Here is a 21,226-nt window from a genome sequence, read left to right as displayed (position 1 = left end):
TTTTAGAATACGTTGGTTACACATTAAATAAGAAGTGCATGACATCACCATCTTTAACAATGTAGTTTTTACCTTCAACACGCATTTTACCAGCTTCTTTTACCTTGGCTTCGCTTCCATAAGTTACGTAGTCATTATAACTTATTACTTCAGCACGAATAAAACCTTTTTCAAAATCTGTATGAATAACACCTGCAGCTTGTGGTGCCGTTGCTCCAATATCTACTGTCCAAGCACGTACTTCTTTAACACCAGCAGTAAAATAGGTTTGTTGATTTAATAATTTATAAGCCGAACGAATTAATTTCGCAGAACCTGCCTCATCTAAGCCAATATCTTGAAGAAACATTTGGCGTTCTTCATAATCATCCAATTCATTAATATCTGCTTCTGTGCCAACTGCAAGAACTAAAACTTCTGCCTTTTCATTTTTAACTGCTTCCTTAACTAAATCAACATAAGCGTTTCCATTTACAGCAGAACCTTCATCTACGTTACACACATACATAACTGGCTTATCTGTTATAAGTTGAGAAGGTTTTACAAAATCATTATAATCGTCTTCACTAAACTCTAGGGCTCTAACGGATATTCCTGACTCGATACCAGCTTTTATTTTCAATAAAACTGCTTCTTCCTTTTGAGCTTCTTTATTTCCTGTTTTTGCAGCACGCTTTACTTTATCTAACTTTTTTTCAACCGTTTCTAAATCTTTTAGTTGAAGTTCCATATCGATAGTTTCCTTGTCCCTAATAGGATTTACATTCCCATCAACATGGACAATATTATCATTATCAAAACAACGTAAAACATGAAGAATAGCGTCCGTTTCTCTAATATTTGCTAAAAACTGATTCCCTAATCCCTCACCTTTACTTGCTCCTTTAACCAATCCTGCAATGTCCACTATCTCTACTGTCGCTGGCATTACGCGTTCTGGATTCACCATTGACTCTAATTTTTCTAATCTTGGGTCTGGAACATTTACCACTCCAATATTAGGTTCTATGGTACAAAACGGAAAGTTAGCACTTTGCGCTTTCGCATTAGACAAACAATTAAATAGAGTTGACTTCCCAACATTTGGTAATCCTACGATACCTGCTTTCATAATAAAACATTTTTGCGAGTGCAAATGTAATCATTTCCTTAGTTATTATTTGTAACATTTTTTGGCTTTAATCGTTGGATATATACAAACCGTCACAAATGAAAAAAATTGTTGTTTTAACCATCTTCATATTTAGTTTCGTTAATGTTATATCCCAAAATTTAACAGCAAAACTAATTGATAAAAACACTAAAAATCCGATTCAGTACGCTACCATAAAAACAGGTGAATACAGCGGTGTTATTTCGAATGAAGAAGGATACTTCACTATAAATTACGAAAATGACAAGCTAAAATCTGTTATAATATCCTGTTTAGGTTATCAGAATAAAACCCTTAGCATTCAAGATATTAAATCATTAAATTTTGTTATAACTTTAGATGAAGCTATTAACGAACTTAATGAAGTTTATATAAGTAATAGCAGACCCAATGCCGACTCTATTATAGCTAGAGTGAAAGCAAAAATTCACGAAAATTACGACACCGATCTGAACAAATACACTGTTTTTTATAGAATAACAGATTACGTCGATTTTAAAAGCTTAGATTTTGAAATCGAAAAAGCATCACATTTTGAAAAGCAAAGCTTAGAAGATGCAAACACTAGTTTAAGTGCCCTATCGAAGAAAATTAGGGTGAGTGATATTAAAAGTTTTTCTGACTTTAAAGGTGAGTTTTATTGCATTAATAAAGACTCTAGCAAACTAATAATAAACAAAGCAACCAAGTTACTAGATTACAAAAACGATTTTTCCATTGATGATATTCAGAAGAAAGCACAAAAAATTGTACTTACCTATTTAGATACAACCAAAACATATAAGCTTAAAACAGGACTTTTTAAAATTGAAGATTCATTATCTCTTAAAAATGAAGACTTTAAACAAGAAGAAAAGAACGAATATGAAATAAAACACCTTAATAATGACACCCGAAGACTTTTAAGAAGGTCTCAATTCTACAAAAACTCATTTTTGAATAATATTTTACAAACAGATTTATACAATTACACATTTGGAGATTTTACCTATAATAATGGAGAACTAACATATATCATCAATTTTGCACCTAGAAAGGGAAAAGCAAAATATGAAGGTAAACTTTTTATTACCGATGAATCTTATGCTATCACACGAGCAAACTATGCATATTACAAAAATCGACATGGTCAAAAACTCAATCTGCGCTTATTATTAGGTGTTAAGTATATTGCTAACGTAAGTGAAGGAACACTTATATATGAAAAAAATAGCAGCAACAAATACTATCCAAAATATTTAAAACGTACAACTGGTAGTTATTTCTATGTGAATAGAGATTTAAAATTTATTGAAAATAGTCGTGCAAAAAACAAAATAGGTTTTAGTTTCAAAATTGAAGGAGATAACCGAAACAAAGAAGAGCTACTTTTCACTTCAAATAGTAAATTAGAATTAACGGATTTCAAATCTATAAAACAGGATAGTATTATCACTTATAAAAAACTTAGCAAGTTTGAAAAAACTATTTGGAAAAATGAAGAAACTTTAGAACCCTTAAAAGAGATGAAAGAGTTTAAAGTAGGCGAATAATATTTAGTTAAATACTACAATCTGCAAGAATAAATTAATCTTTCCTTTTTTTAAATTTTTTACTATTATTAGAAAGATACCGCATCTAAAAAGTTTTAGTAAAATGCCTTTTTATGCAAAAAAACAGTTTATAGATTTTATTTATAGTTAGTTGTTATATTTTTTATTATCAATGTATTACATTACGCATAGTAAACAATTAATTCAATATATTTAAATTTTAAAATTACTAGCACCTCTACCTCTTTTCTACCTAAAACCAATCAATTTAAAACACACTTTACCGATTTTAACTGTTATTTTTAAAGTATTATTTTTACAAGTATGTAACGTTTTTAAAATTTAGACTACTTACACTATAACTAAACCATCGCATTGAATAAAGACCTAGAACATAGCTTTGTTGAATTACTTGAAAAGCATCAAAACATCATACATAAAGTATGCAGATTATACACCAATAATTATGATGCTCATAGCGATTTATTTCAAGAAATAACCATTCAACTATGGAAAGCATATCCAAAATTTAGAGGCGACGCTAAATTTAGCACCTGGATGTATCGTGTGGGTCTTAACACAGCCATAACTCTTTACAGGAAATCTAAACGCTCTATTAGAACGCAAGATTTTGAAGGTGTTGAGTTTAAAATGAAGGCCGAGGATTATGATGATACCGAAGAACAACAATTAAAACTGCTTTACAAAGCAGTACATAAATTAAATGATATTGAAAAAGCCCTTGTTTTTCTTTACTTAGAAGATAAGGACTACAGAGAAATAAGTGAAACAATGGGGATTAGCGAAGTTAATGCACGCGTGAAGATGAATCGCATTAAAAACAAACTAAGAACCATACTAAATCCGTAAAATTATGGATGAATTAGATTTATTAAAAAAAGACTGGAATAAACAGCAGCCTGAAGATAAACAATTTTCAAGCAAGGACATCTACCCAATGCTTCAAAAAAAGTCATCTTCAATAGTTAAAACCTTGTTTTACATAAGTATTGCTGAGCTTATCTTATGGATATTAATCAATACCCTGCCCTATATTTATTCGGAAGAATACAGAAACAAACTAGACGCTGTTTATACAAACGAATACGTATTCACAGGAATTACAATTTTTAGCTACGGCATTATTTTGCTATTTATTTACTTGCTTTTCAAATCACACCGATCAATTTCAGTTACAGATAGTGCGAAAAAATTAATGGAAAGTATTTTAAGAACTAGAAAAATAATCAAGTACTATGTGCTTTATAATCTAATCATTGCTGGCATTTCATTATTAATCGGTTTTTACTATGCCTTTAAATTAGACCCAAAAGCCTCAGAAGCATTCGAAAACCTTAACAACACGCAATTAGCGCTTATAAGCCTCTTAATCATTGGAATTACAGCAATATTCATCCTTGTTATTTGGCTATTTTACAAACTTATTTACGGGCTACTACTTAAGCGTTTAAATAAAAATTACAAAGAACTCAAGAAACTTGAGATCTAAAAGAACTTATCAACTTGAATAACATCACCAACCTGCATGTTATTTAATTGAACCTCACCCACCCTAACCCTAACCAGGCGCAAAGTTGGGTAACCAACCACAGATGTCATTTTTCGCACTTGCCTAAATTTTCCTTCGGTCAAAGTGATAGAAACCCAAGAGGTTGGTCCATGCCTATCATCGCGTATCTTTTTTAATCGCAAAGGTAAATTTGGCACACTATTCAAAATAAAAACGCTACACCGTTTGGTTTTGTATTTCGCACCGTTTAAACCAATATCAACACCTTTAGATAGTTGATTAACAGCTTCCTGAGAAACAATTCCATCTATCTGAGCATAATATTCTTTCTCAACCTTTCTACTATTAATATAGTCACTCATTTTACCGTCTGTTGTAAGCAACAATAAGCCCTCAGATTTTTCATCTAATCGACCTATAGACATAATGCCTTTTGGGAAATCAAAAAGATCCCCCAAAAACTTTTTGTTTTGTTGTTTTGAGGCATTACTCATAAACTGGCTTAAGTAACCATAGGGTTTATAAATGATAAAATTATTATGAATTATTTGTTTAAATGATTCCATTTAAAATATTATGAATCAATTCTTTGGTTGGTTTATTTTCGTTTATCTTATTTCTTACTAAATCATAAGTCATTTTAAAATCACAACCTGTTTTATAATGACTACAACCGTACGCCGTTTTACCTTTTATTACAATTCCTCTTTTACATTTTGGGCAAGACAAGTGATTTGAATTTTCTTTTTCAGTCGTTTTTTTAAGTTCAATTTTAAGTTTGAAATCATCATCGAAACGAAGCAATCCTTCAATAATTTCGGAATCTTTTTTAAACCCTTTTAAATTAACTGTAGTACCTTTTGTAAGCAATCTTAAGTACTGTTTGTCCGAAATTTTTTTATCTAAAAACTTAAAAGGCAAGACAAAGTCGCATCCTGATTTATATTGGCAACACCCATACCCTGTTTTTCCTTTTAAAAGCGCGCCTGTTTTACACTTTGGACAAACTTCTGACGTAACTCCTGCAACTTTTTTAACAGCTGCTTTAGATTCACGTTTTTTAATCGTTATCGCATGCGAAATATTAGCACGCTTAGTTTCACTCCGAACTTCATACACCAAAGCGTCCACCATACGCTTCATATTTTTTATAAATGCACCAGCACTATAGGTGCCTTTTTCAATATCTTTTAATTGCTTTTCCCAAGAACCTGTTAATTCTGCCGATTTCAATAAATCGTTTTGAATAGTATCTATCAACTGAACACCAGTAACCGTGGGCAATACTTGCTTCTTGTTACGCTTGATATATTTTCTTTTGAAAAGAGTTTCAATAATATTAGCACGTGTTGATGGACGTCCGATACCGTTTTCCTTCATTAAATCCCTTAATTCATCATCTTCTACTTGCTTGCCTGCTGTTTCCATAGCACGTAATAAAGATGCTTCTGTAAACTGATTTGGAGGTTTGGTCTCTTTTTCTAAAAACGACGGTTCATGTAGTCCCTTTTCACCTTTTACAAACTGAGGCAGCAATTTATCATTAGCCACACCTGATCCCGTAGAGTTTTCAAACACAATACGCCACCCTTTCTCTAAAATCTCTTTTCCTGTGGTTTTAAACAGCACCTTAGCGGCATCACCGATAACAGTGGTATTCGACACTACACAGTCATCATAAAACACCGCAATAAAGCGTTTTACAATAATATCGTACACCTGTTGTTGATTGTACTGCAAATTGGTTTGCATTCCCGTTGGAATAATAGCATGGTGATCGGTTACTTTTTTATCATTGAAAACTTTAACTGACTTTTTTATTTTCTTCCCGAGCAACGGTTGTGTTAACCTAGAAAAGTTTTTGAGCTTCTTTAAAATGCCCGACACTTTAGGGTAGATATCGTTTGGTAAAAATGTTGTATCGACTCTTGGGTAAGTCACCACCTTCCTTTCATACAATGCTTGAACAATCTTTAAGGTTTCATCTGCCGAAAATCCAAACTTGGTATTACAATACACTTGTAAGCCCGTTAAATCGAACAATTTAGGTGCATATTCTTTTCCTTTCTTGTTCGTAATAGATCGAATTTCAAAGTCACTTTCTTTTACCTTATTCGCTAAAACCTCACCATCTTCCTTTTTCAAAAACCTCCCTTCTTCATAGCTAAACAAGGTATCTCGATACATGGTTTGTAATTCCCAATAAGGTTGTGGTTTAAAATTTTCGATATCTTTAAACCGATTCACCACCATAGCTAAGGTTGGTGTTTGTACGCGACCAACTGATAGTACTTGTTTATATCCACCATGCTTAACCGTATACAGTCGTGTAGCATTCATACCCAATAACCAGTCTCCTATTGCTCTGGAAAAACCAGCATAATACAAATTATCGTAATCTGAAGCTGGCTTTAAGTTTTCAAAACCCTCTTTAATAGCCTCTGTAGTTAAAGATGAAATCCATAAACGAAGTACTTCACCCTTATAATTCGATTCATTCATTACCCATCTTTGGATAAGCTCTCCTTCCTGCCCTGCATCACCACAGTTTATAACGACTTCTGCTTTATCGAATAAACTTTTTACAACTTTAAACTGCTTTTGTATACCCGAATTTGCAACCACCTTAGTTTCAAATTTTTCTGGAAGCATGGGTAAATTATTTAAATCCCAACTTTTCCAATAAGGCTTATAGTCATTAGGCTCTTTTAAAGTACATAGATGTCCAAAGGTGTAAGTAACCGCATATCCATTACCTTCGTAATAGCCATCACGTTTGGTGTTTGCTCCCAAAACCGAGGCAATCTCCCGTGCTACACTAGGTTTTTCTGCGATACAGACTTTCATTCCTATTTAATAATATGAACTTGCAAAATAGAAGTTTTGACATGGATTTTAAAGTGTAGTTATCAAGAGTTATTAACTACTTTTATGTAATGAATGCTTCAATGCCGATGAAGTAATTTATATCAATAAATGCGAGATTATTTAATAAGTAATGAACCCTGAAACATCAGTTAATGTTTCCATAAAAACTATTATATCTGCTTTTTCTTGAGTAGTTAAGCCTAAAGGTTCGCTTGAGAGTGTTTGATTTTCTATATTTAAGCCCATTCCAGCACCGCCTCCGTGGTTATAAAATTCCATAACATCTTCCAAAGTATTAAAAGTACCATTATGCATGTAAGGTGCAGTTACTGCAATATTTCTAACAGTTACTGTTTTAAATGAGTTTTCAAAAAACGGATATTTATCCACCATTAAACCATTAGCCATCCGTCCAGGATCAGAATCTTTTATGGGATTAATAGTATCTAAGCCCATTGTAACACCCAACACTTCAGATTCTGATTCGGTATAAAATGGAGGCACTGTGCCATTAAACATGGGTGCAAAATGACATGTTCCACAAGCTCCCTTACCCATAAATAGATTAAAGCCTCTTTTGGCTGCTTCTGGATAATTGGCAGTTTGGTTTCGAACGTACTTATCGAAATCACTATTAAAAGACTTTAGCGAGTTAACATAAGCGGCTATAGCATTACTTATTGAACGACTATTAATATCTTTCTTACTAATGCCCCCGTAAGCTTCATTAAAAAGCTTTCTGTACTTAGGCTTTCTATTAAGTTTTCTCTCAATTTCTGGGAAAGTTGTATTAAATTCTACATCACTTTCAATAACATGTGCCACCTGTTTTTCTAAATTATACTCACGCATATCCCAAAAATAACGTGTTGAATAACCCGCGTTAATAATTGAAGGCGAGTTTCGTTGTGTAAAAACATCTTCTTTATTTGTTTTACTTTTAGGTAATCCATCGCCAAAACCTTTATTTGCATCATGGCAGCTAACACAAGACATCTCTCCTACTTTTGATAGTTGGGGGTCTTCAAATAACAATTTCCCAAGTGCTACCGTCTTAGGGTTTTCTAATGGGAGATATACAAATTCTGAGTAAAAATCGGTGTTTAAAAAATCTTCCGCGAATAAATTATCAGCTTTATAATTCTGAGCATGAAACTTGAACTTATTGACTTTAATTTTATTTAAATTTTGAAATTCTAAAAGGTTTGAATACAACGGATTTATAGTCTCTTTTAAGAAAGTTAATCGGTCAAATTCATTAAAATTGGATGTTTTTTTAAGTGTCTTTGCTCCTTTTTTAAATAACTTTTTTATTTCGGCATACTTTTGTTTACCATTTTGATTCAAAGTCGCTTCGAAATAAAGAAAAACTGTTTCCATACTTTTAAAACTCTCATAACTCTCTTCTAAAGCGTTCCCGCAACCTGGTGTGTCAAATCCAGTTAAGCCTAAAGTAAACACTCTAACCATACCAGATCGAATAGCTTCAATTATCTGGTTCTCTTTCAAATTGCTTGGAAACTGAATTTTCTTGATATAAGCAACCCGTTCTTCTAGCTCTTGCACCAATTCTTTAATTTCTGGCAAACTTTTAATAGCTTCATCATCAAAAAGATGTTCGTCTAAGGTTTGTAATCCTTTTGGTTCTAATATTTTACCACCACCAAAACGTTCACTAAATTTAGGTAACGGCCCACCGTTAATAAAGGCATAATTATAAGATGGGTTATAGTAATCGAATAAAAATTCAATCTTTTTATAAGCCAAGCGTGTGTTAATGAGCTGTTCTCTAAGATTATCAATTGTCTCATTGGTAGTAACCTTTTCTGTTAAAACAACTAGATTTTCGAGTTCGCTTTGAAAATTATTCAAATATAGTAGATAATAATCAGATGTTACAGATACAGTAGGAGAAACACCTACATAGACTTCAGATTTACTACTTGAAATTGTAAAAAAACAGAATAGACTAATTATAATAACTAGAATAACTTTTTTCATGTTATTTATTATTAAGACTTTAGGGTATCAGTTTACCACTCGCGTTTTTTATTCAACTCTTCCAAATCTTCAAGTTCTTTTTGAGGAATCACTTTGAGAAATGACGGATGTTGCTCAATAGCATATTCAATTCTTTTTACAATTTCTTCTGTGGTTTCGTTGTCGTAATCAATCTCTAAAGGTTCCTTAATTTCAAAGGTTTGTAGTATATTCTTCTTTTTAATACGCAATCCTTTTTTATCAAACGAACGTCGAAATCCATCTATAACAATTGGTACGACTACTGGCTTATACCGTTTAATAATATGTGCTGTTCCCTTTCTAATAGGTTTAAAAGGCGTGGTAGTTCCTTGCGGAAATGTAATAACCCATCCATCATCCAGCGCTTTTCCAATATTAGAAATATCGCTCATTTTTACTTGTCTTTTCACATCTTGCCCTTCGGCTCGCCACGTACGTTCAATACTAACAGAACCCACATACGCCAGTATTTTTGGCAATAAGCCCGCTTTCATGGTTTCTTTAGCCGCTACATAATAAATATTCAATTTAGGGTTCCAGAGATACCCCACATTTTTAATTGAATCTACGCGACCACTTAAACTTGCATTAAATACATGGAACATAGAGACGACATCTGCGAAATATGTTTGGTGATTAGAAATAAATAAGACGTTTTCATTTGGTAAGGTTTTAATGATTTCAGACCCTTCTATTTGTAATTCATTAAAGCCTCGAAAGCGACTATGAGTTATAGCTCCTAAAATACGAATGAGCCACTTTTTTACAATTAGTATATGTCCGAATGGATTTTTTTTAAACAATCCCATAAATCACGCGTCAAATTAGTTAGTTGATGCAAATGTAATAAAACTATCAATTTAGATACCTTCTTTTAACAGGTCTTTAATTTCACTTAGCATCATTGCAGTCGCACCCCAAACAGTATAGCCATTTAGTTTAAAAGCTGGTACCTCAACATCAATATTGTATGATGTACTTACCTTTTTATTAATAATAGACATATCATCTAAAAAATGTTGTAAAGGCACTTCAATTATTGATTCCACCTCATCCTCTTGCAATATAAATTGGGGTGTCTTTTTTGTAATTCCAAGGAATGGTTGTACATAAAAATTACTTGGTGGAATATAAACTTGAGTTAACTTCAAAACTATATCTATTTGGTTTTGAGGAACACCAACTTCTTCAAAGGTTTCTCTTACTGCCGCAGCTTCTATCGAGGCATCTTGCGTTTCTAATTTACCTCCCGGAAACCCAACCTGAGCAGAATGAACACCTTCGTAAGTCTTTCTTAAAATTAAAACAAAATGAGTTTCATCTTGACAATCCGGATAAAACAAAGCGATTACACCTGCCTTTTTAGCTTGCTTAATTGCTTCTTTTTGCTTTCTTAAAAGTGCTTGACGGAATGGAGGAACCATTTTAAAATGAGAAGTTTCGCCATTAAGCGTTATATTTTTTACTTTTGATACCGATTTCAAAAATTTATCAAAATTCATTTATGCGCCTGCTATTACTTTTAAGTATTTTCTTTTTACTTCTGAATTGTGAAGATAAACAATCTAAGCAAAAAACTAATCACGAAACTACGGTCACAAAACCTGAATTAAGCAAAAAAGACACGTTGATTCCTGATACTTCCGAGCCTGAAAGAGCATTTCTAAAACTAGATTCTAAAAATGCAATGGAATTCTTTCTACATTACGAAAAAGAGAATAAGGAAAACAAAGTGCGTATGACTACCGATTTTGGAGTTATTGACATTTTATTATTTAATGAAACGAAATTCCATCGTGCCAATTTCATCTTTTTAACAAAACAAAACTATTTTAATAACACACAATTTTACCGTGTAATAAATAATTTTATAGTGCAAGCTGGAAATAGTGATGACAAAAAAACAGCTCGAAAACGTGCTAAAATTGGTAGATACTTACTACCTACAGACACAAAACGAGGGTTCAAACATGATAGAGGTGTTATCTCAATGCCAAGTGGCGAAATAGACAATCCGCATAAACTAGCATCACCATTTGAGTTTTTTATAGTACAACAAAAAGGTGGCGCACATTTTCTAGATGGAGACTATACCATATTTGGAAAAGTTATTAGAGGTATGGATGTAGTAGATAAAATAGCAGCGGTTGAAACAGATGATGGAGATTGGCCTGACAAAAATATATTTATTAGGAAAGTTGAAATTTTAGATTAGCTTATTTTGCTATTACCATATATGGTTGGCAAGGCAATTTTAAATTTTACAGCTAATAACCTAACAGTTATAACGACCAATCCCGCAATTACAAACACCCAATTATCTTGAATTGGTAACAGGCGAAGTAAAAAATAAGTCATACCGCCTAAAATACACGCAGTGGCATAAATTTCTTTTCTAAAAATTACAGGAATTTCATTACAAAGAATATCCCGAATAACGCCACCAAAACTTGCGGTCATAGTTCCTAATGCAATACATATAATAGGGTGTAAATCGGCATTTAATCCTTTATCTATACCAACAACGGTATAAAGCCCTATACCAATGGTATCGAATAAAAACAATGAAGTTCTTAGATAATTTATTTTACTTCTAAATATCATGGCAAAAATTGCTGAAGCTATAACGACATAGGAAAATGTCATATCTTTCATCCAACTTACCGGAGTGTCCCCTATGAGTAAATCGCGAAGTGTTCCGCCTCCAACTGCTGTTACAAATGCAATTATTAGAATACCGAATAAATCCATCTTTTTATTTATGGCAACTAGAACGCCAGAGATAGCAAAAGCAATGGTTCCTAAAATGTCGATTGCGTAGAACATATTTCGTTTTTATAATAAATAGATCCCTCGACTATGCTCGGGATAAGTGACCTCTAAAACTTTGTTTAACAAAGTCAAGAGTCTACTTACATGTTTTGAGTGTAGTAATTATAATCTTTTAAAATGACATCGATAAATTCCATGTCCGTTTTTTGTTTCATTTCTTTTATATCTACTACTTCTACTAATTTCTTTCTTAGCTTTATTAAAGTTTGATAATCTTTTGAAGCTTTTGCAGTTGTAAAAGTGTCTTTTATAATGCGTGCATCATTATCTGAAAGCTTAATAACGTTTGGATAAGTAGGTTTATAATCACTATGCAAATTTTCTAAAATGGTATGACTAATATTAACATTGTTTTTTAAAGTGATAACGGATGTTCCTGCTGTCATGTCTCCCAATCTCTGATTTTTTGAGCTTGTTATAATTGCAATTAATGCTACAACACCAGACATCATATTTAAGTCTATTATTCTAAAAAACCAACGAATCATAAAATCGGCAAAAGATGCTTGATAGCCATCAATTTTAACCACTTTAATTTTCATAATTCGCTTACCAGGCGTCTGCCCATCTAAAAGCGTTTCAAAAGTTAAGGTATAAACAATAACAGGTAAATAAAACGTTACATAAACAGCTGCTTGCGACCAACTATCCATATCCTCAATAAGTTCATTTATTTTGAATAAGTTAAATATTAATTGATAAACAACAATGATATATGCTATCTTGATTATCCAATCAATGCCATAAGCAAGTATGCGCTCTCCTACGCTTGCCGCATTAAAATTTATATTAACATTTTGAGTCGTTTTTATTTGTAACTCTACCATGAATTATTTTAAAATTCTATCGACAAATCTAGTATAAATTATTGTAAGCGCTAAACCACATTTCACCATTAAATATTAATTCTGAATAAAAAAAATTATGTAGTTTTGAATCTGCATGAGAGAAGTTGCTTTTATTAAACAAAACAAGGAAAAATGGCTGAATTTCGAAAAAGCTATTTTTGGAAAAACTTTAAAAAATCCAGATGAATTAGCCTCTCTTTATATTCATTTAGTTAACGATCTTTCTTATGCACAAACCTACTACCCCAAAAGTAAAACAATTCTATATTTAAACAACTTAGCCGCTAAAGCTTTTCAAAAAATTTATAAAACCAAACGTGAAGACACTAATAGGTTTGTTCATTTTTGGAAAATTGAAGTCCCTCTAATCGTTTATCAATACAGGCGTTATGTATTGTATGCTTTTATCATATTTTCAACTTTTGTTAGTATCGGTGCTTTATCGGCAGCTTACGATGACACCTTTGTTCGTATTATTCTAGGTGACCATTATGTAAATATGACGCTTGAAAATATTGAAAAAGGAGATCCAGTTGCTGTTTACAAAAGCGGCAGTAATTGGGGAAGTTTTATAGGCATTACACTTAATAATTTATACGTTGGCATAAAATCTTTTATCTATGGTGTTTTTGGAGGCTTAGGCACTGGACTCGTTATGCTGTATAATGGGATAATGCTTGGCTCGTTTCAATACTTTTTTTATAGAGAAGGTGTGCTATGGGAAAGTGTACGTGGTATATGGATACATGGTGCCATGGAAATATTTGCCATTGTTATTGAGGGTGCTGCAGGTTTAATGCTTGGAGCGAGTATTTTGTTTCCTATAACGTATTCCAGAATGACATCTTTCAAAATGGGTATGAAAGATGGTGTGAAAATTTTAATAAGTACCTTCCCTTTTACTATAGCAGCTGGATTTTTAGAAGGCTTTGTAACTAGATACTCTAATACAATGCCCAATTGGTTATCGATTGGTATTATAATTACCACACTAAGTATTATTTCATTTTACTACTTAATATACCCCTTTATATTAAACAGAAAACTTAAAAAAACGCATGCAATTATATAAGACAAGAGGTTTTAGCGATTTTTTTCAAGATACATTCGCATTTCTAAAACAGGACGGTAAACATTTTTTTAAACACTATTTTATTATAAATGGTGCATTCTTACTAATCTTAGTTGTACTTGGATATTTCTTTACAAAATTTTACACCGATTTTATCTTTGGTGGTCTTTTAGAGGGTAAAAGCACAACGCTAGTGGATGAATATATTAATGAAAACCTCGGCCTTTTTATTGTCATGCTTTTAGTATTTGTAGTAGTGGCTCTAGTTGCTGGTATGGTTTCCTACGCATATCCAGCTATATATTTAAAATTATATTCTAATAAGGATGGTAGTCACTTTGAAACCTCCGATATTATAAGTTCATATAAGGCAAATTTAGGTAAACTAATAATCTATATATTAACTAGTATTCTTATCGCTATACCTCTATTTATGGGTTTTATTATTGGAGCATTTGCTCTAGCGATTACTATTATAGGCATTTTAGCCATTCCATTACTTATCGGTGCTTTTATGCTTTTCTATAGTATGACACTTATGGAATATATCGAAAATAAAAAAGGAATCTGGGATAGCTTTGGTTATTCATGGCAATTATTAAAATCTAAATTCTGGGCAGCAGTTGGTTGTGTAGGCTTATTTTATTTAATAAGTTACATAGTGCAAAACATTATAGGCTTGATTCCTTACTTATTTGGTATGGCTAGCTTATTTACAACTGTTGATTCTGGAGGGCCAAGTCAAGAAGAACTAGGTTCTACCATGACAGTTATCATGCTAATAGTTTTCTTTTTAACCTTTATTGTTAGTGCTATTTTAGGAAGTATTGTACAATTAAATCAAGGTATTATTTTTTATAGTTTAAAAGAAGACAACGAAAATATTAATACTAAAAGCATAATAGATCAAATAGGGTCTGGTGAATAAAACTGTTAGTCTACATATCATTATTTTGCTTTTTGGGTATTTCTGCCTTGCAAATACTTCAGAATTTAAAGCACTAGATGCGAGGGTTATTATTGTTGAACAAGACAGCTTACAGGTAGACACATCAGCTATCTCTCCGCGGTATTTTGAAAACCTAAATGATATTTATACAGGTGAAGATTATATTTATGAACGCTCTGTTGAAAGTTCTGGGTGGTGGACACGTTTTAAACAATGGCTAAGCGACTTTTTTAGAGATTTATTCAGTATTAAAAACAAAGGACAAGCTTCAGACATTACAGATATAGCCATTAAAGTAGCGGGGGTTATTATTTTTTTGCTTGTCATCTACTTTATTTTTAAAGCGGTTATGAATGATGAAGGTTCTTGGGTCTTCGGAAAATCTTCAGATAAAAATATCATTCCTGTAACAGATATTGAAAATAACATTCATGTTACCAATTTTAAATCACTAATAAAAGCTGCTGAAAAAGATCAGGATTATCGTTTAGCAATACGGTATTACTATCTATGGCTTTTAAAATCGTTAACTCAATCTGAAATTATTGAATATGATGTTGAAAAAACTAATAGCGATTATCACAACGAAATTTCTTCAGAAAATATAAAAAATGAATTTGCATATACCTCCTACTTATACAACTATATATGGTACGGCGAGTTTGATGTAAATGAAGAACAGTTCAGTAAGGCAAAAAAAGCTTTTATTAAATTTTTAAATTTTATAAAAGCATGAGCAAAACCGTAAAAATATACGTTGGTATTCTTGTGGTACTTTTTATAGGGATTTTAGCCATCGAATTTTCTAAACCAAAACCTATAAGCTGGATAAAAACCTTTAATGAAACTCATAAAATTCCATATGGGACTTATATTTTACGCAGTGAATTAAATAAATTATTTCCCGATACTGAAATTAACAATATTAGAGTCACACCATACGAATACTTTGATGAACTCTATAACTGGGAAGACAGCACTTATACTACTTCTGGAACTTACATGCTCATAAATGGATTTGCTGATTTAGATGATGTTTCCTCACAAGAATTACTGGACTATACATCACATGGAAATGATGTTTTCTTATCATCAAACTATCCGCCTCAAAAAATATTAGACTCCTTATTTATAGACGTTAGCTACGATTATAATTTTAAAGGAAAGGCGCAATTTAGTTTTGCAAATCCTGTGTTTAAAAAAGATTCTATTACTATTGAAAAAGGTATAAGCAACTACTATTTTTCAAAATTAGACTCAATAGCAACCACAGTATTAGGATATCAAAAATTTGATTCTATCAATCATATAAACTATGTGAAAGTAAGTCACGGTTTAGGGAATTTTTATTTACACCTGCAACCTGTTACATTCACTAACTATCATTTACTAAAAGGGAATCACAAAAATTACGCGGCTTCTACATTATCATATATTGAAGATGACACTATTCATTTCGATTCTCGAAATAAAATTGGTGCCGATTTAGGGCATTCACCGTTACGATTTATACTTGGCGAACCTGCTTTAAGATGGGCTTGGTATTTGGCTTTAATAAGCTTATTATGCTTTATGATTTTTAATGCTAAACGAAAACAACGCATAATTAAAGTTATAAAGCCGCTAGAGAATACCACTGTTGCCTTCACCAAAACTATTGGTAATTTATATTATGAAACCAAAGACCATAATACCATAATTGACAAAAAAATTACTTACTTTTTGGAATATTTAAGACGCGTATTTTACTTAGATACTCAAATTTTAGATGATAAATTCATTAAGAATTTAAGTTTAAAATCTGGTAAGAAACAACCTGAAATTAAAAAATTAATAACCATAATTAGACAATTAAAAGCAAAACGCGAATGTTATGAAGGTGATTTGCTAAGATTAAATAGAGCTATTGAAGATTTTTATACCAAATAAACATGGAGGATTTAAATAAAGACCAAGAAACTAACTTAGAAAAGAATAAAGCACAACAAGATTTTGAAGAAACTTTGGCTGGTAATGACGCGCCAATTGAAGAAAATTTAGATTTTAAGAATCGAATTGATTTAAGCGAATTACTAGAAGGCATTAACCTTATTAAAAATGAAATAGGCAAAGTTATTGTTGGTCAAAAAGCGATGATTGATATGCTTATTGCTTCTATTCTCGCGAACGGACACTCTCTAATTGAAGGAGTACCTGGAGTTGCTAAAACTATTTCGGCTAAACTTCTTGCAAAGTCTTTAGATATTGGTTTTAGTAGAATACAGTTTACACCAGATTTAATGCCTAGTGATATTTTAGGGACTTCGGTGTTCGATATGAAATCGTCGGAATTTGAATTCAAAAAAGGTCCTATATTCTCTAACATGATTTTAATTGATGAAATAAATCGAGCACCCGCAAAGACCCAAGCCGCTTTATTTGAAGTTATGGAAGAACGTCAAATTACTATAGATGGTCATAAATATGAAATGAATTTACCATTTATTGTCTTAGCAACACAAAACCCCGTAGAACAAGAAGGAACGTATAGACTACCAGAAGCACAGCTAGATAGGTTTCTTTTTAAAATAGATATTGACTATCCAAATATTGATGAAGAAGTTGAAATTATTAATAGAGAACAGGCTTTACAAGGTGGTGTGAAAACTGATAAAATAACTGCACATCTTAGCAAAGCTCAAATTGAAAAATTTCAAGCATTGGTAAATCAAATTATAATTGAATCGCATCTAGTAAAATATATTGCCGATATTATTGTAAACACGCGAAGCAATCCATTTTTATACTTAGGGGCATCACCAAGAGCATCTATAGCTATATTAAAGGCAAGTAAAGCTTTTGCAGCCATGAACGGTCGTGACTTTGTAACTCCAGAAGATATTAAACAAGCTGCAATTCCTGTATTACAGCATCGTGTTATTGTAACACCAGAACGCGAAATGGAAGGAGTTACAACCAAACAAATTATAAAACAAATTATTGAGGCTGTTGAAATACCTAGGTAATGACTAATGGCTAATGACTAATGACTAATGAAATCAATGTCATTCAGAACATTCCGAATATATTCGGAGTTGAAGAATCTCACTTTTAACTTTTAACTTTTAACTTTTAACTTTTAACTTTTAACTTTTAACTTTTAACTAAATTAGTGAAACGCCTTAAACCATTCTACATACAAAATCGCTTTTTTTATATCTGCATTGGTATGATGCTTTTGTTTGTTATTGGTTTCGTTTTCCCTAGATGGTTTAATATTGCCAAAATACTTTTATTAATTTTCCTTGCTGTTACTCTTTTAGATGCTTTTATTCTTTTTTTTACAAACAGGGGAATTAATGGAACTAGATCGCTTCCTGAAAAATTTTCTAATGGTGACCAAAACCCCGTTGCTCTTAAAATTGAGAATTTCTATACATTTTCAGTTTATACTTTAATTATTGATGAAATCCCAGAACAATTTCAGGTTAGGAATTTTCAAATAGAAAGAAAACTAACCGCTTCCAGCATCACAGAATTACAATACAAATTAAGACCAACAGAGCGCGGCGAATATCATTTTGGAAAACTAAATATTTATGTCTCCTCTGTTTTCGGACTAATTTCCAGACGTTTTAGTTTCGACGATGCCGCAATGATTCCCACCTACCCTAGTTTCGTTCAATTACGTAAATATGATTTATTAGCTATAAGCAATAACTTGCATCAATACGGTATAAAAAAAGTACGCCGATTAGGTCATACCATGGAGTTTGAGCAGATAAAAGACTATGTTTTAGGAGACGATTTACGGACTATTAATTGGAAAGCAACGGCAAAGAAAAATCAGTTAATGGTTAATCAATTTCAAGATGAAAAATCACAGCCAGTTTACTCTGTTATTGATAAAGGACGCGTTATGAGAATGCCTTTTGATGGCTTATCTCTTCTAGACTATGCCATCAATGCATCGCTTGTTATTTCTAATGTAGTCTTAAAAAAACAGGATAAAGCTGGAATTTTTTCATTTTCTAAAAAAGTGGAGAACCGTGTGGTTGCTGAACGCAGAACCTCACAAATGAATTTAATTCTTGAAAGTCTTTATAATATTAATACAGATTTTTTCGAAAGTGATTTTGGCCGTCTCTATGCAGACATCAAAAGAAATATTACGCAGCGCAGCCTAATTTTACTTTATACCAATTTTGAAACTTTAGATGGTTTACATAGACAAATGCCGTATCTAAAAGGTATTGCAAAGAATCATTTACTAGTGGTAATATTCTTTAAGAATACAGAGCTTAATAATTTAATTATAGAAAAAGCCGAGACTATACAACAAGCCTATGACAAGGTTATAGCAGAAAAATTTGCTTTTGAAAAACGCCTAATAGTAAATGAACTAAAAAAATATGGCATCTATTCCATATTAACAGCTCCAGAAGACCTAACCATTGATACCATCAATAAATATTTAGAGATTAAAGCTCGAGGATTGTTATAAAATTCAATTTAAATTTTATAGTTTTTTAGTGCATCTTAAATTTCTTTAATCCATTTGTACCTTTTATTCTATCATTTTCATTAAGAGATAATACTTTAAAATTGCTCTTCATAAAAAAAGAGAACTAACCCATTTGGTTCAATGATAGAAAAGCTTCTATGTCCCCAGGCTTGATTTACTATTTCTTGTTTAAATGGAATACCCTTTAATTTATATTTTTCGTATAGCTCATTAATGTTCCAAACTTGAGTGCACATATAAACGCCTTGCGGTATTCTATAATCTAAGCCAGGGTTTTTATTTTCTTCATTGCTTGGACGGTGTAATATTTCAACTAGTCCCTCGCCAATTTCGAATAGAGTTCCTTTATCATTTTCATTTCTGTCCCAAGAATGTCCTATACTAAATTCTAACGTGTTCTTGTAGAAACTATGTGTTTCTTCATAATTATTGGCAAAGTAAGTGAATCGAAATTTTCCTTTATTCTCTTCCATAATATTATCATTTAACTATGCTTGCATTCCAATATTTACTCTTATTATATATTTGAACGCTATTTTTATCATAGTTTTTGTTTATCATAAATTTAATTTTTAATTAACATTACTTATCATAGTTTTTATTGATAGATTTTATATTTTTATAGCCTTAATTTATTACTATGACAATCACCCAATTATATTATGTCTTAGCTGTAGCTGAAAATCAAAATTTCACAAAAGCTGCGGAAAAGTGTTTTGTGACTCAACCAACATTGAGTATGCAAATTCAAAAACTTGAAGATCAGTTAGATGTTCAGATATTCGATAGAAGTAAAAAACCAATTGAGTTAACTGACGTAGGACGAAAAATTGTGAACCAAGCAAGAAATATTGTTAACGAATCTTACAGAATACAAGATATTGTAGATCAGCAAAAAGGGTTTATTGGTGGCGAATTTAAATTAGGTATTATCCCTACGGTTATGCCAACGCTACTTCCAATGTTTCTAAAAGCATTTATAAAGAAGCATCCTAAAGTAAAATTAAAAATAGAAGAACTATCAACCGAAGAAATTATTGCTAGAATTAAAGATGGTCATTTAGATGCGGCAATTGCTGCTACACCACTAGAAGAAGACGTTATTAAAGAGCGTGTGCTTTACTTCGAACCATTTGTTAGCTATATTCCTAACGGCCACCGATTACATACCAATAATAAAATTGATGTTGCCGATTTAGACATTAATGACATGCTACTTCTTGAAGATGGTCATTGTTTTAGAGACGGTGTTATTAATTTATGCAAAGTTTTTAAAAATAATCCTGATGATAAATTTCAATTAGAAAGTGGTAGCATAGAAACACTAGTAAAATTATCAAACGAAGGTTTGGGCATGACGCTTCTACCCTATTTACACACTTTAGATATTAACGATAAAGAGAAAGAAAATTTACATTTCTTTAATGAACCTACACCTGCAAGAGAGGTAAGTATTATCTACCACAAAAGTGAATTAAAAATGCAAATAATTGAGGCGCTCCAAGATGTTATATCTGGAATAATTCGAGGTGCCATCGCTTTTCAAAATGTAAAAATTATAAGCCCTCTACCCAAATAAGGGATAAAAAAAGAGCGACCCGTGGGTCGCTCTTTCTATGGTTTTAAATAAATTAAACATTGATTTAATTCCGGGTTTTGCTGTACAAGAGATTGAATAAACAATTTTAGTTCTTCAATTTCATAAGGTAATAATCGGGTTAAAGCCTTCTGTACTTCTTTGCAAAACAACGATACGTCAAAACTAACTTTATTAAGCACTGTTTTGGTATACTCTAGCATTGCTCTTGCCATAATTAATATTTAGGAATTTGGTTTGAAAAAGTAATGATATACTATAGGCAGCGAATTTAAAGATTTAACTCCTAAATTTAAGAAAAAATTGCTTGCCAATTAA

General features: G+C 31.8%; 21 protein-coding genes. 11 read left to right on the top strand and 10 right to left on the bottom strand.

Features of this window, described 5'->3' with window-relative positions:
* Window positions 1-16: 16 nt before the first annotated feature.
* On the bottom strand, window positions 17-1,111 hold the full coding sequence (ychF, locus tag AC2D6V_RS08950; protein WP_484647786.1) for a redox-regulated ATPase YchF: 1,095 nt from the start codon (window positions 1,109-1,111) through the stop codon (window positions 17-19).
* A gap of 98 nt (window positions 1,112-1,209) precedes the next feature.
* Here ychF and AC2D6V_RS08945 point away from each other — a divergent pair, with 98 nt between their 5' ends.
* From AC2D6V_RS08945 to AC2D6V_RS08935, 3 genes are all read left to right on the top strand, one after another.
* Window positions 1,210-2,685 (top strand): carboxypeptidase-like regulatory domain-containing protein, encoded by a 1,476-nt coding sequence (locus AC2D6V_RS08945; protein ID WP_484647785.1) that lies wholly within the window; start codon window positions 1,210-1,212, stop codon window positions 2,683-2,685.
* A gap of 375 nt (window positions 2,686-3,060) precedes the next feature.
* A complete protein-coding gene (locus AC2D6V_RS08940; RefSeq protein ID WP_484647783.1) occupies window positions 3,061-3,555 on the top strand; it encodes an RNA polymerase sigma factor in 495 nt (164 codons plus the stop codon).
* A 4-nt stretch (window positions 3,556-3,559) separates the two neighbouring features.
* Window positions 3,560-4,195 (top strand): hypothetical protein, encoded by a 636-nt coding sequence (locus tag AC2D6V_RS08935; protein WP_484647782.1) that lies wholly within the window; start codon window positions 3,560-3,562, stop codon window positions 4,193-4,195.
* Here AC2D6V_RS08935 and AC2D6V_RS08930 read toward each other — a convergent pair.
* The 5 genes from AC2D6V_RS08930 to AC2D6V_RS08910 form a co-directional block, all read right to left on the bottom strand.
* Entirely contained in the window at window positions 4,192-4,782 is a 591-nt protein-coding gene (locus AC2D6V_RS08930) for a pseudouridine synthase (RefSeq protein WP_484647781.1), read from the bottom strand. The two genes, AC2D6V_RS08935 and AC2D6V_RS08930, sit on opposite strands and share 4 nt — an antisense overlap.
* Window positions 4,769-7,063: a type IA DNA topoisomerase gene (locus AC2D6V_RS08925; RefSeq protein WP_484647777.1), complete on the bottom strand. Its 2,295-nt coding sequence runs from the start codon at window positions 7,061-7,063 to the stop codon at window positions 4,769-4,771. Before AC2D6V_RS08925 ends, AC2D6V_RS08930 begins: the two co-directional genes overlap by 14 nt.
* A gap of 141 nt (window positions 7,064-7,204) precedes the next feature.
* On the bottom strand, window positions 7,205-9,085 hold the full coding sequence (locus AC2D6V_RS08920) for a cytochrome c peroxidase (RefSeq protein WP_484647776.1): 1,881 nt from the start codon (window positions 9,083-9,085) through the stop codon (window positions 7,205-7,207).
* 32 nt (window positions 9,086-9,117) lie between these two features.
* Window positions 9,118-9,915 carry a lysophospholipid acyltransferase family protein gene (locus AC2D6V_RS08915; protein WP_484647774.1) on the bottom strand — a complete coding sequence of 266 codons (798 nt, stop codon included), beginning with the start codon at window positions 9,913-9,915 and terminating at the stop codon, window positions 9,118-9,120.
* A gap of 51 nt (window positions 9,916-9,966) precedes the next feature.
* Window positions 9,967-10,608, bottom strand: a complete 642-nt coding sequence (locus AC2D6V_RS08910; RefSeq protein ID WP_484647771.1) for an NUDIX hydrolase — start codon at window positions 10,606-10,608, stop codon at window positions 9,967-9,969.
* Between the two features lie 2 nt (window positions 10,609-10,610).
* Between AC2D6V_RS08910 and AC2D6V_RS08905 the strand changes: the two genes are divergently transcribed.
* On the top strand, window positions 10,611-11,321 hold the full coding sequence (locus AC2D6V_RS08905) for a peptidylprolyl isomerase (protein WP_484647768.1): 711 nt from the start codon (window positions 10,611-10,613) through the stop codon (window positions 11,319-11,321).
* Here AC2D6V_RS08905 and AC2D6V_RS08900 read toward each other — a convergent pair.
* Window positions 11,318-11,932 carry a trimeric intracellular cation channel family protein gene (locus AC2D6V_RS08900; protein ID WP_484647764.1) on the bottom strand — a complete coding sequence of 205 codons (615 nt, stop codon included), beginning with the start codon at window positions 11,930-11,932 and terminating at the stop codon, window positions 11,318-11,320. The two genes, AC2D6V_RS08905 and AC2D6V_RS08900, sit on opposite strands and share 4 nt — an antisense overlap.
* An 86-nt stretch (window positions 11,933-12,018) precedes the next feature.
* A complete protein-coding gene (locus AC2D6V_RS08895) occupies window positions 12,019-12,765 on the bottom strand; it encodes an RDD family protein (RefSeq protein WP_484647760.1) in 747 nt (248 codons plus the stop codon).
* 115 nt (window positions 12,766-12,880) lie between these two features.
* Between AC2D6V_RS08895 and AC2D6V_RS08890 the strand changes: the two genes are divergently transcribed.
* The 6 genes from AC2D6V_RS08890 (at window position 12,881) to AC2D6V_RS08865 (ending at window position 19,290) form a co-directional block, all read left to right on the top strand.
* Window positions 12,881-13,858: a stage II sporulation protein M gene (locus tag AC2D6V_RS08890; protein WP_484647756.1), complete on the top strand. Its 978-nt coding sequence runs from the start codon at window positions 12,881-12,883 to the stop codon at window positions 13,856-13,858.
* A complete protein-coding gene (locus AC2D6V_RS08885) occupies window positions 13,845-14,786 on the top strand; it encodes a hypothetical protein (protein ID WP_484647752.1) in 942 nt (313 codons plus the stop codon). The genes AC2D6V_RS08890 and AC2D6V_RS08885 overlap by 14 nt, the downstream gene beginning before the upstream one ends.
* Window positions 14,779-15,543: a DUF4129 domain-containing protein gene (locus tag AC2D6V_RS08880; protein ID WP_484647747.1), complete on the top strand. Its 765-nt coding sequence runs from the start codon at window positions 14,779-14,781 to the stop codon at window positions 15,541-15,543. The genes AC2D6V_RS08885 and AC2D6V_RS08880 overlap by 8 nt, the downstream gene beginning before the upstream one ends.
* On the top strand, window positions 15,540-16,736 hold the full coding sequence (locus AC2D6V_RS08875; RefSeq protein ID WP_484647745.1) for a DUF4350 domain-containing protein: 1,197 nt from the start codon (window positions 15,540-15,542) through the stop codon (window positions 16,734-16,736). The genes AC2D6V_RS08880 and AC2D6V_RS08875 overlap by 4 nt, the downstream gene beginning before the upstream one ends.
* 2 nt (window positions 16,737-16,738) lie before the next feature.
* A complete protein-coding gene (locus AC2D6V_RS08870) occupies window positions 16,739-17,812 on the top strand; it encodes an AAA family ATPase (protein ID WP_484647743.1) in 1,074 nt (357 codons plus the stop codon).
* A gap of 146 nt (window positions 17,813-17,958) precedes the next feature.
* Entirely contained in the window at window positions 17,959-19,290 is a 1,332-nt protein-coding gene (locus AC2D6V_RS08865) for a DUF58 domain-containing protein (RefSeq protein ID WP_484647741.1), read from the top strand.
* A 95-nt stretch (window positions 19,291-19,385) separates the two neighbouring features.
* On the opposite strand, the gene AC2D6V_RS08860 is transcribed toward AC2D6V_RS08865, so the two are convergent.
* Entirely contained in the window at window positions 19,386-19,784 is a 399-nt protein-coding gene (locus AC2D6V_RS08860) for a VOC family protein (RefSeq protein ID WP_484647739.1), read from the bottom strand.
* Between the two features lie 167 nt (window positions 19,785-19,951).
* Here AC2D6V_RS08860 and AC2D6V_RS08855 point away from each other — a divergent pair, with 167 nt between their 5' ends.
* Complete coding sequence (locus tag AC2D6V_RS08855) at window positions 19,952-20,890, top strand: LysR substrate-binding domain-containing protein (RefSeq protein WP_484647737.1); 939 nt, start codon at window positions 19,952-19,954, stop codon at window positions 20,888-20,890.
* A 35-nt stretch (window positions 20,891-20,925) separates the two neighbouring features.
* Here AC2D6V_RS08855 and AC2D6V_RS08850 read toward each other — a convergent pair whose 3' ends face one another.
* On the bottom strand, window positions 20,926-21,123 hold the full coding sequence (locus tag AC2D6V_RS08850) for a hypothetical protein (RefSeq protein ID WP_298236655.1): 198 nt from the start codon (window positions 21,121-21,123) through the stop codon (window positions 20,926-20,928).
* Window positions 21,124-21,226 lie beyond the last annotated feature (103 nt).

The organism is Algibacter sp. YIN40 (genome assembly GCF_057219435.1).
Note: the sequence above shows the minus strand (reverse complement) of the source record. Positions and strands in the feature narration are given on the sequence as shown.

Excerpts from the sequence above, each read along its gene's own strand:
- ychF (WP_484647786.1), bottom strand. The coding sequence starts at position 1,111 with ATGAAAGCAGGTATCGTAGGATTACCAAATGTTGGGAAGTCAACTCTA.
- AC2D6V_RS08945 (WP_484647785.1), top strand. The coding sequence starts at position 1,210 with ATGAAAAAAATTGTTGTTTTAACCATCTTCATATTTAGTTTCGTTAAT.
- AC2D6V_RS08935 (WP_484647782.1), top strand. The coding sequence starts at position 3,560 with ATGGATGAATTAGATTTATTAAAAAAAGACTGGAATAAACAGCAGCCT.
- AC2D6V_RS08930 (WP_484647781.1), bottom strand. The coding sequence starts at position 4,782 with ATGGAATCATTTAAACAAATAATTCATAATAATTTTATCATTTATAAA.
- AC2D6V_RS08925 (WP_484647777.1), bottom strand. The coding sequence starts at position 7,063 with ATGAAAGTCTGTATCGCAGAAAAACCTAGTGTAGCACGGGAGATTGCC.
- AC2D6V_RS08920 (WP_484647776.1), bottom strand. The coding sequence starts at position 9,085 with ATGAAAAAAGTTATTCTAGTTATTATAATTAGTCTATTCTGTTTTTTT.
- AC2D6V_RS08915 (WP_484647774.1), bottom strand. The coding sequence starts at position 9,915 with ATGGGATTGTTTAAAAAAAATCCATTCGGACATATACTAATTGTAAAA.
- AC2D6V_RS08910 (WP_484647771.1), bottom strand. The coding sequence starts at position 10,608 with ATGAATTTTGATAAATTTTTGAAATCGGTATCAAAAGTAAAAAATATA.
- AC2D6V_RS08905 (WP_484647768.1), top strand. The coding sequence starts at position 10,611 with ATGCGCCTGCTATTACTTTTAAGTATTTTCTTTTTACTTCTGAATTGT.
- AC2D6V_RS08900 (WP_484647764.1), bottom strand. The coding sequence starts at position 11,932 with ATGTTCTACGCAATCGACATTTTAGGAACCATTGCTTTTGCTATCTCT.
- AC2D6V_RS08895 (WP_484647760.1), bottom strand. The coding sequence starts at position 12,765 with ATGGTAGAGTTACAAATAAAAACGACTCAAAATGTTAATATAAATTTT.
- AC2D6V_RS08890 (WP_484647756.1), top strand. The coding sequence starts at position 12,881 with ATGAGAGAAGTTGCTTTTATTAAACAAAACAAGGAAAAATGGCTGAAT.
- AC2D6V_RS08885 (WP_484647752.1), top strand. The coding sequence starts at position 13,845 with ATGCAATTATATAAGACAAGAGGTTTTAGCGATTTTTTTCAAGATACA.
- AC2D6V_RS08875 (WP_484647745.1), top strand. The coding sequence starts at position 15,540 with ATGAGCAAAACCGTAAAAATATACGTTGGTATTCTTGTGGTACTTTTT.
- AC2D6V_RS08870 (WP_484647743.1), top strand. The coding sequence starts at position 16,739 with ATGGAGGATTTAAATAAAGACCAAGAAACTAACTTAGAAAAGAATAAA.
- AC2D6V_RS08860 (WP_484647739.1), bottom strand. The coding sequence starts at position 19,784 with ATGGAAGAGAATAAAGGAAAATTTCGATTCACTTACTTTGCCAATAAT.
- AC2D6V_RS08855 (WP_484647737.1), top strand. The coding sequence starts at position 19,952 with ATGACAATCACCCAATTATATTATGTCTTAGCTGTAGCTGAAAATCAA.
- AC2D6V_RS08850 (WP_298236655.1), bottom strand. The coding sequence starts at position 21,123 with ATGGCAAGAGCAATGCTAGAGTATACCAAAACAGTGCTTAATAAAGTT.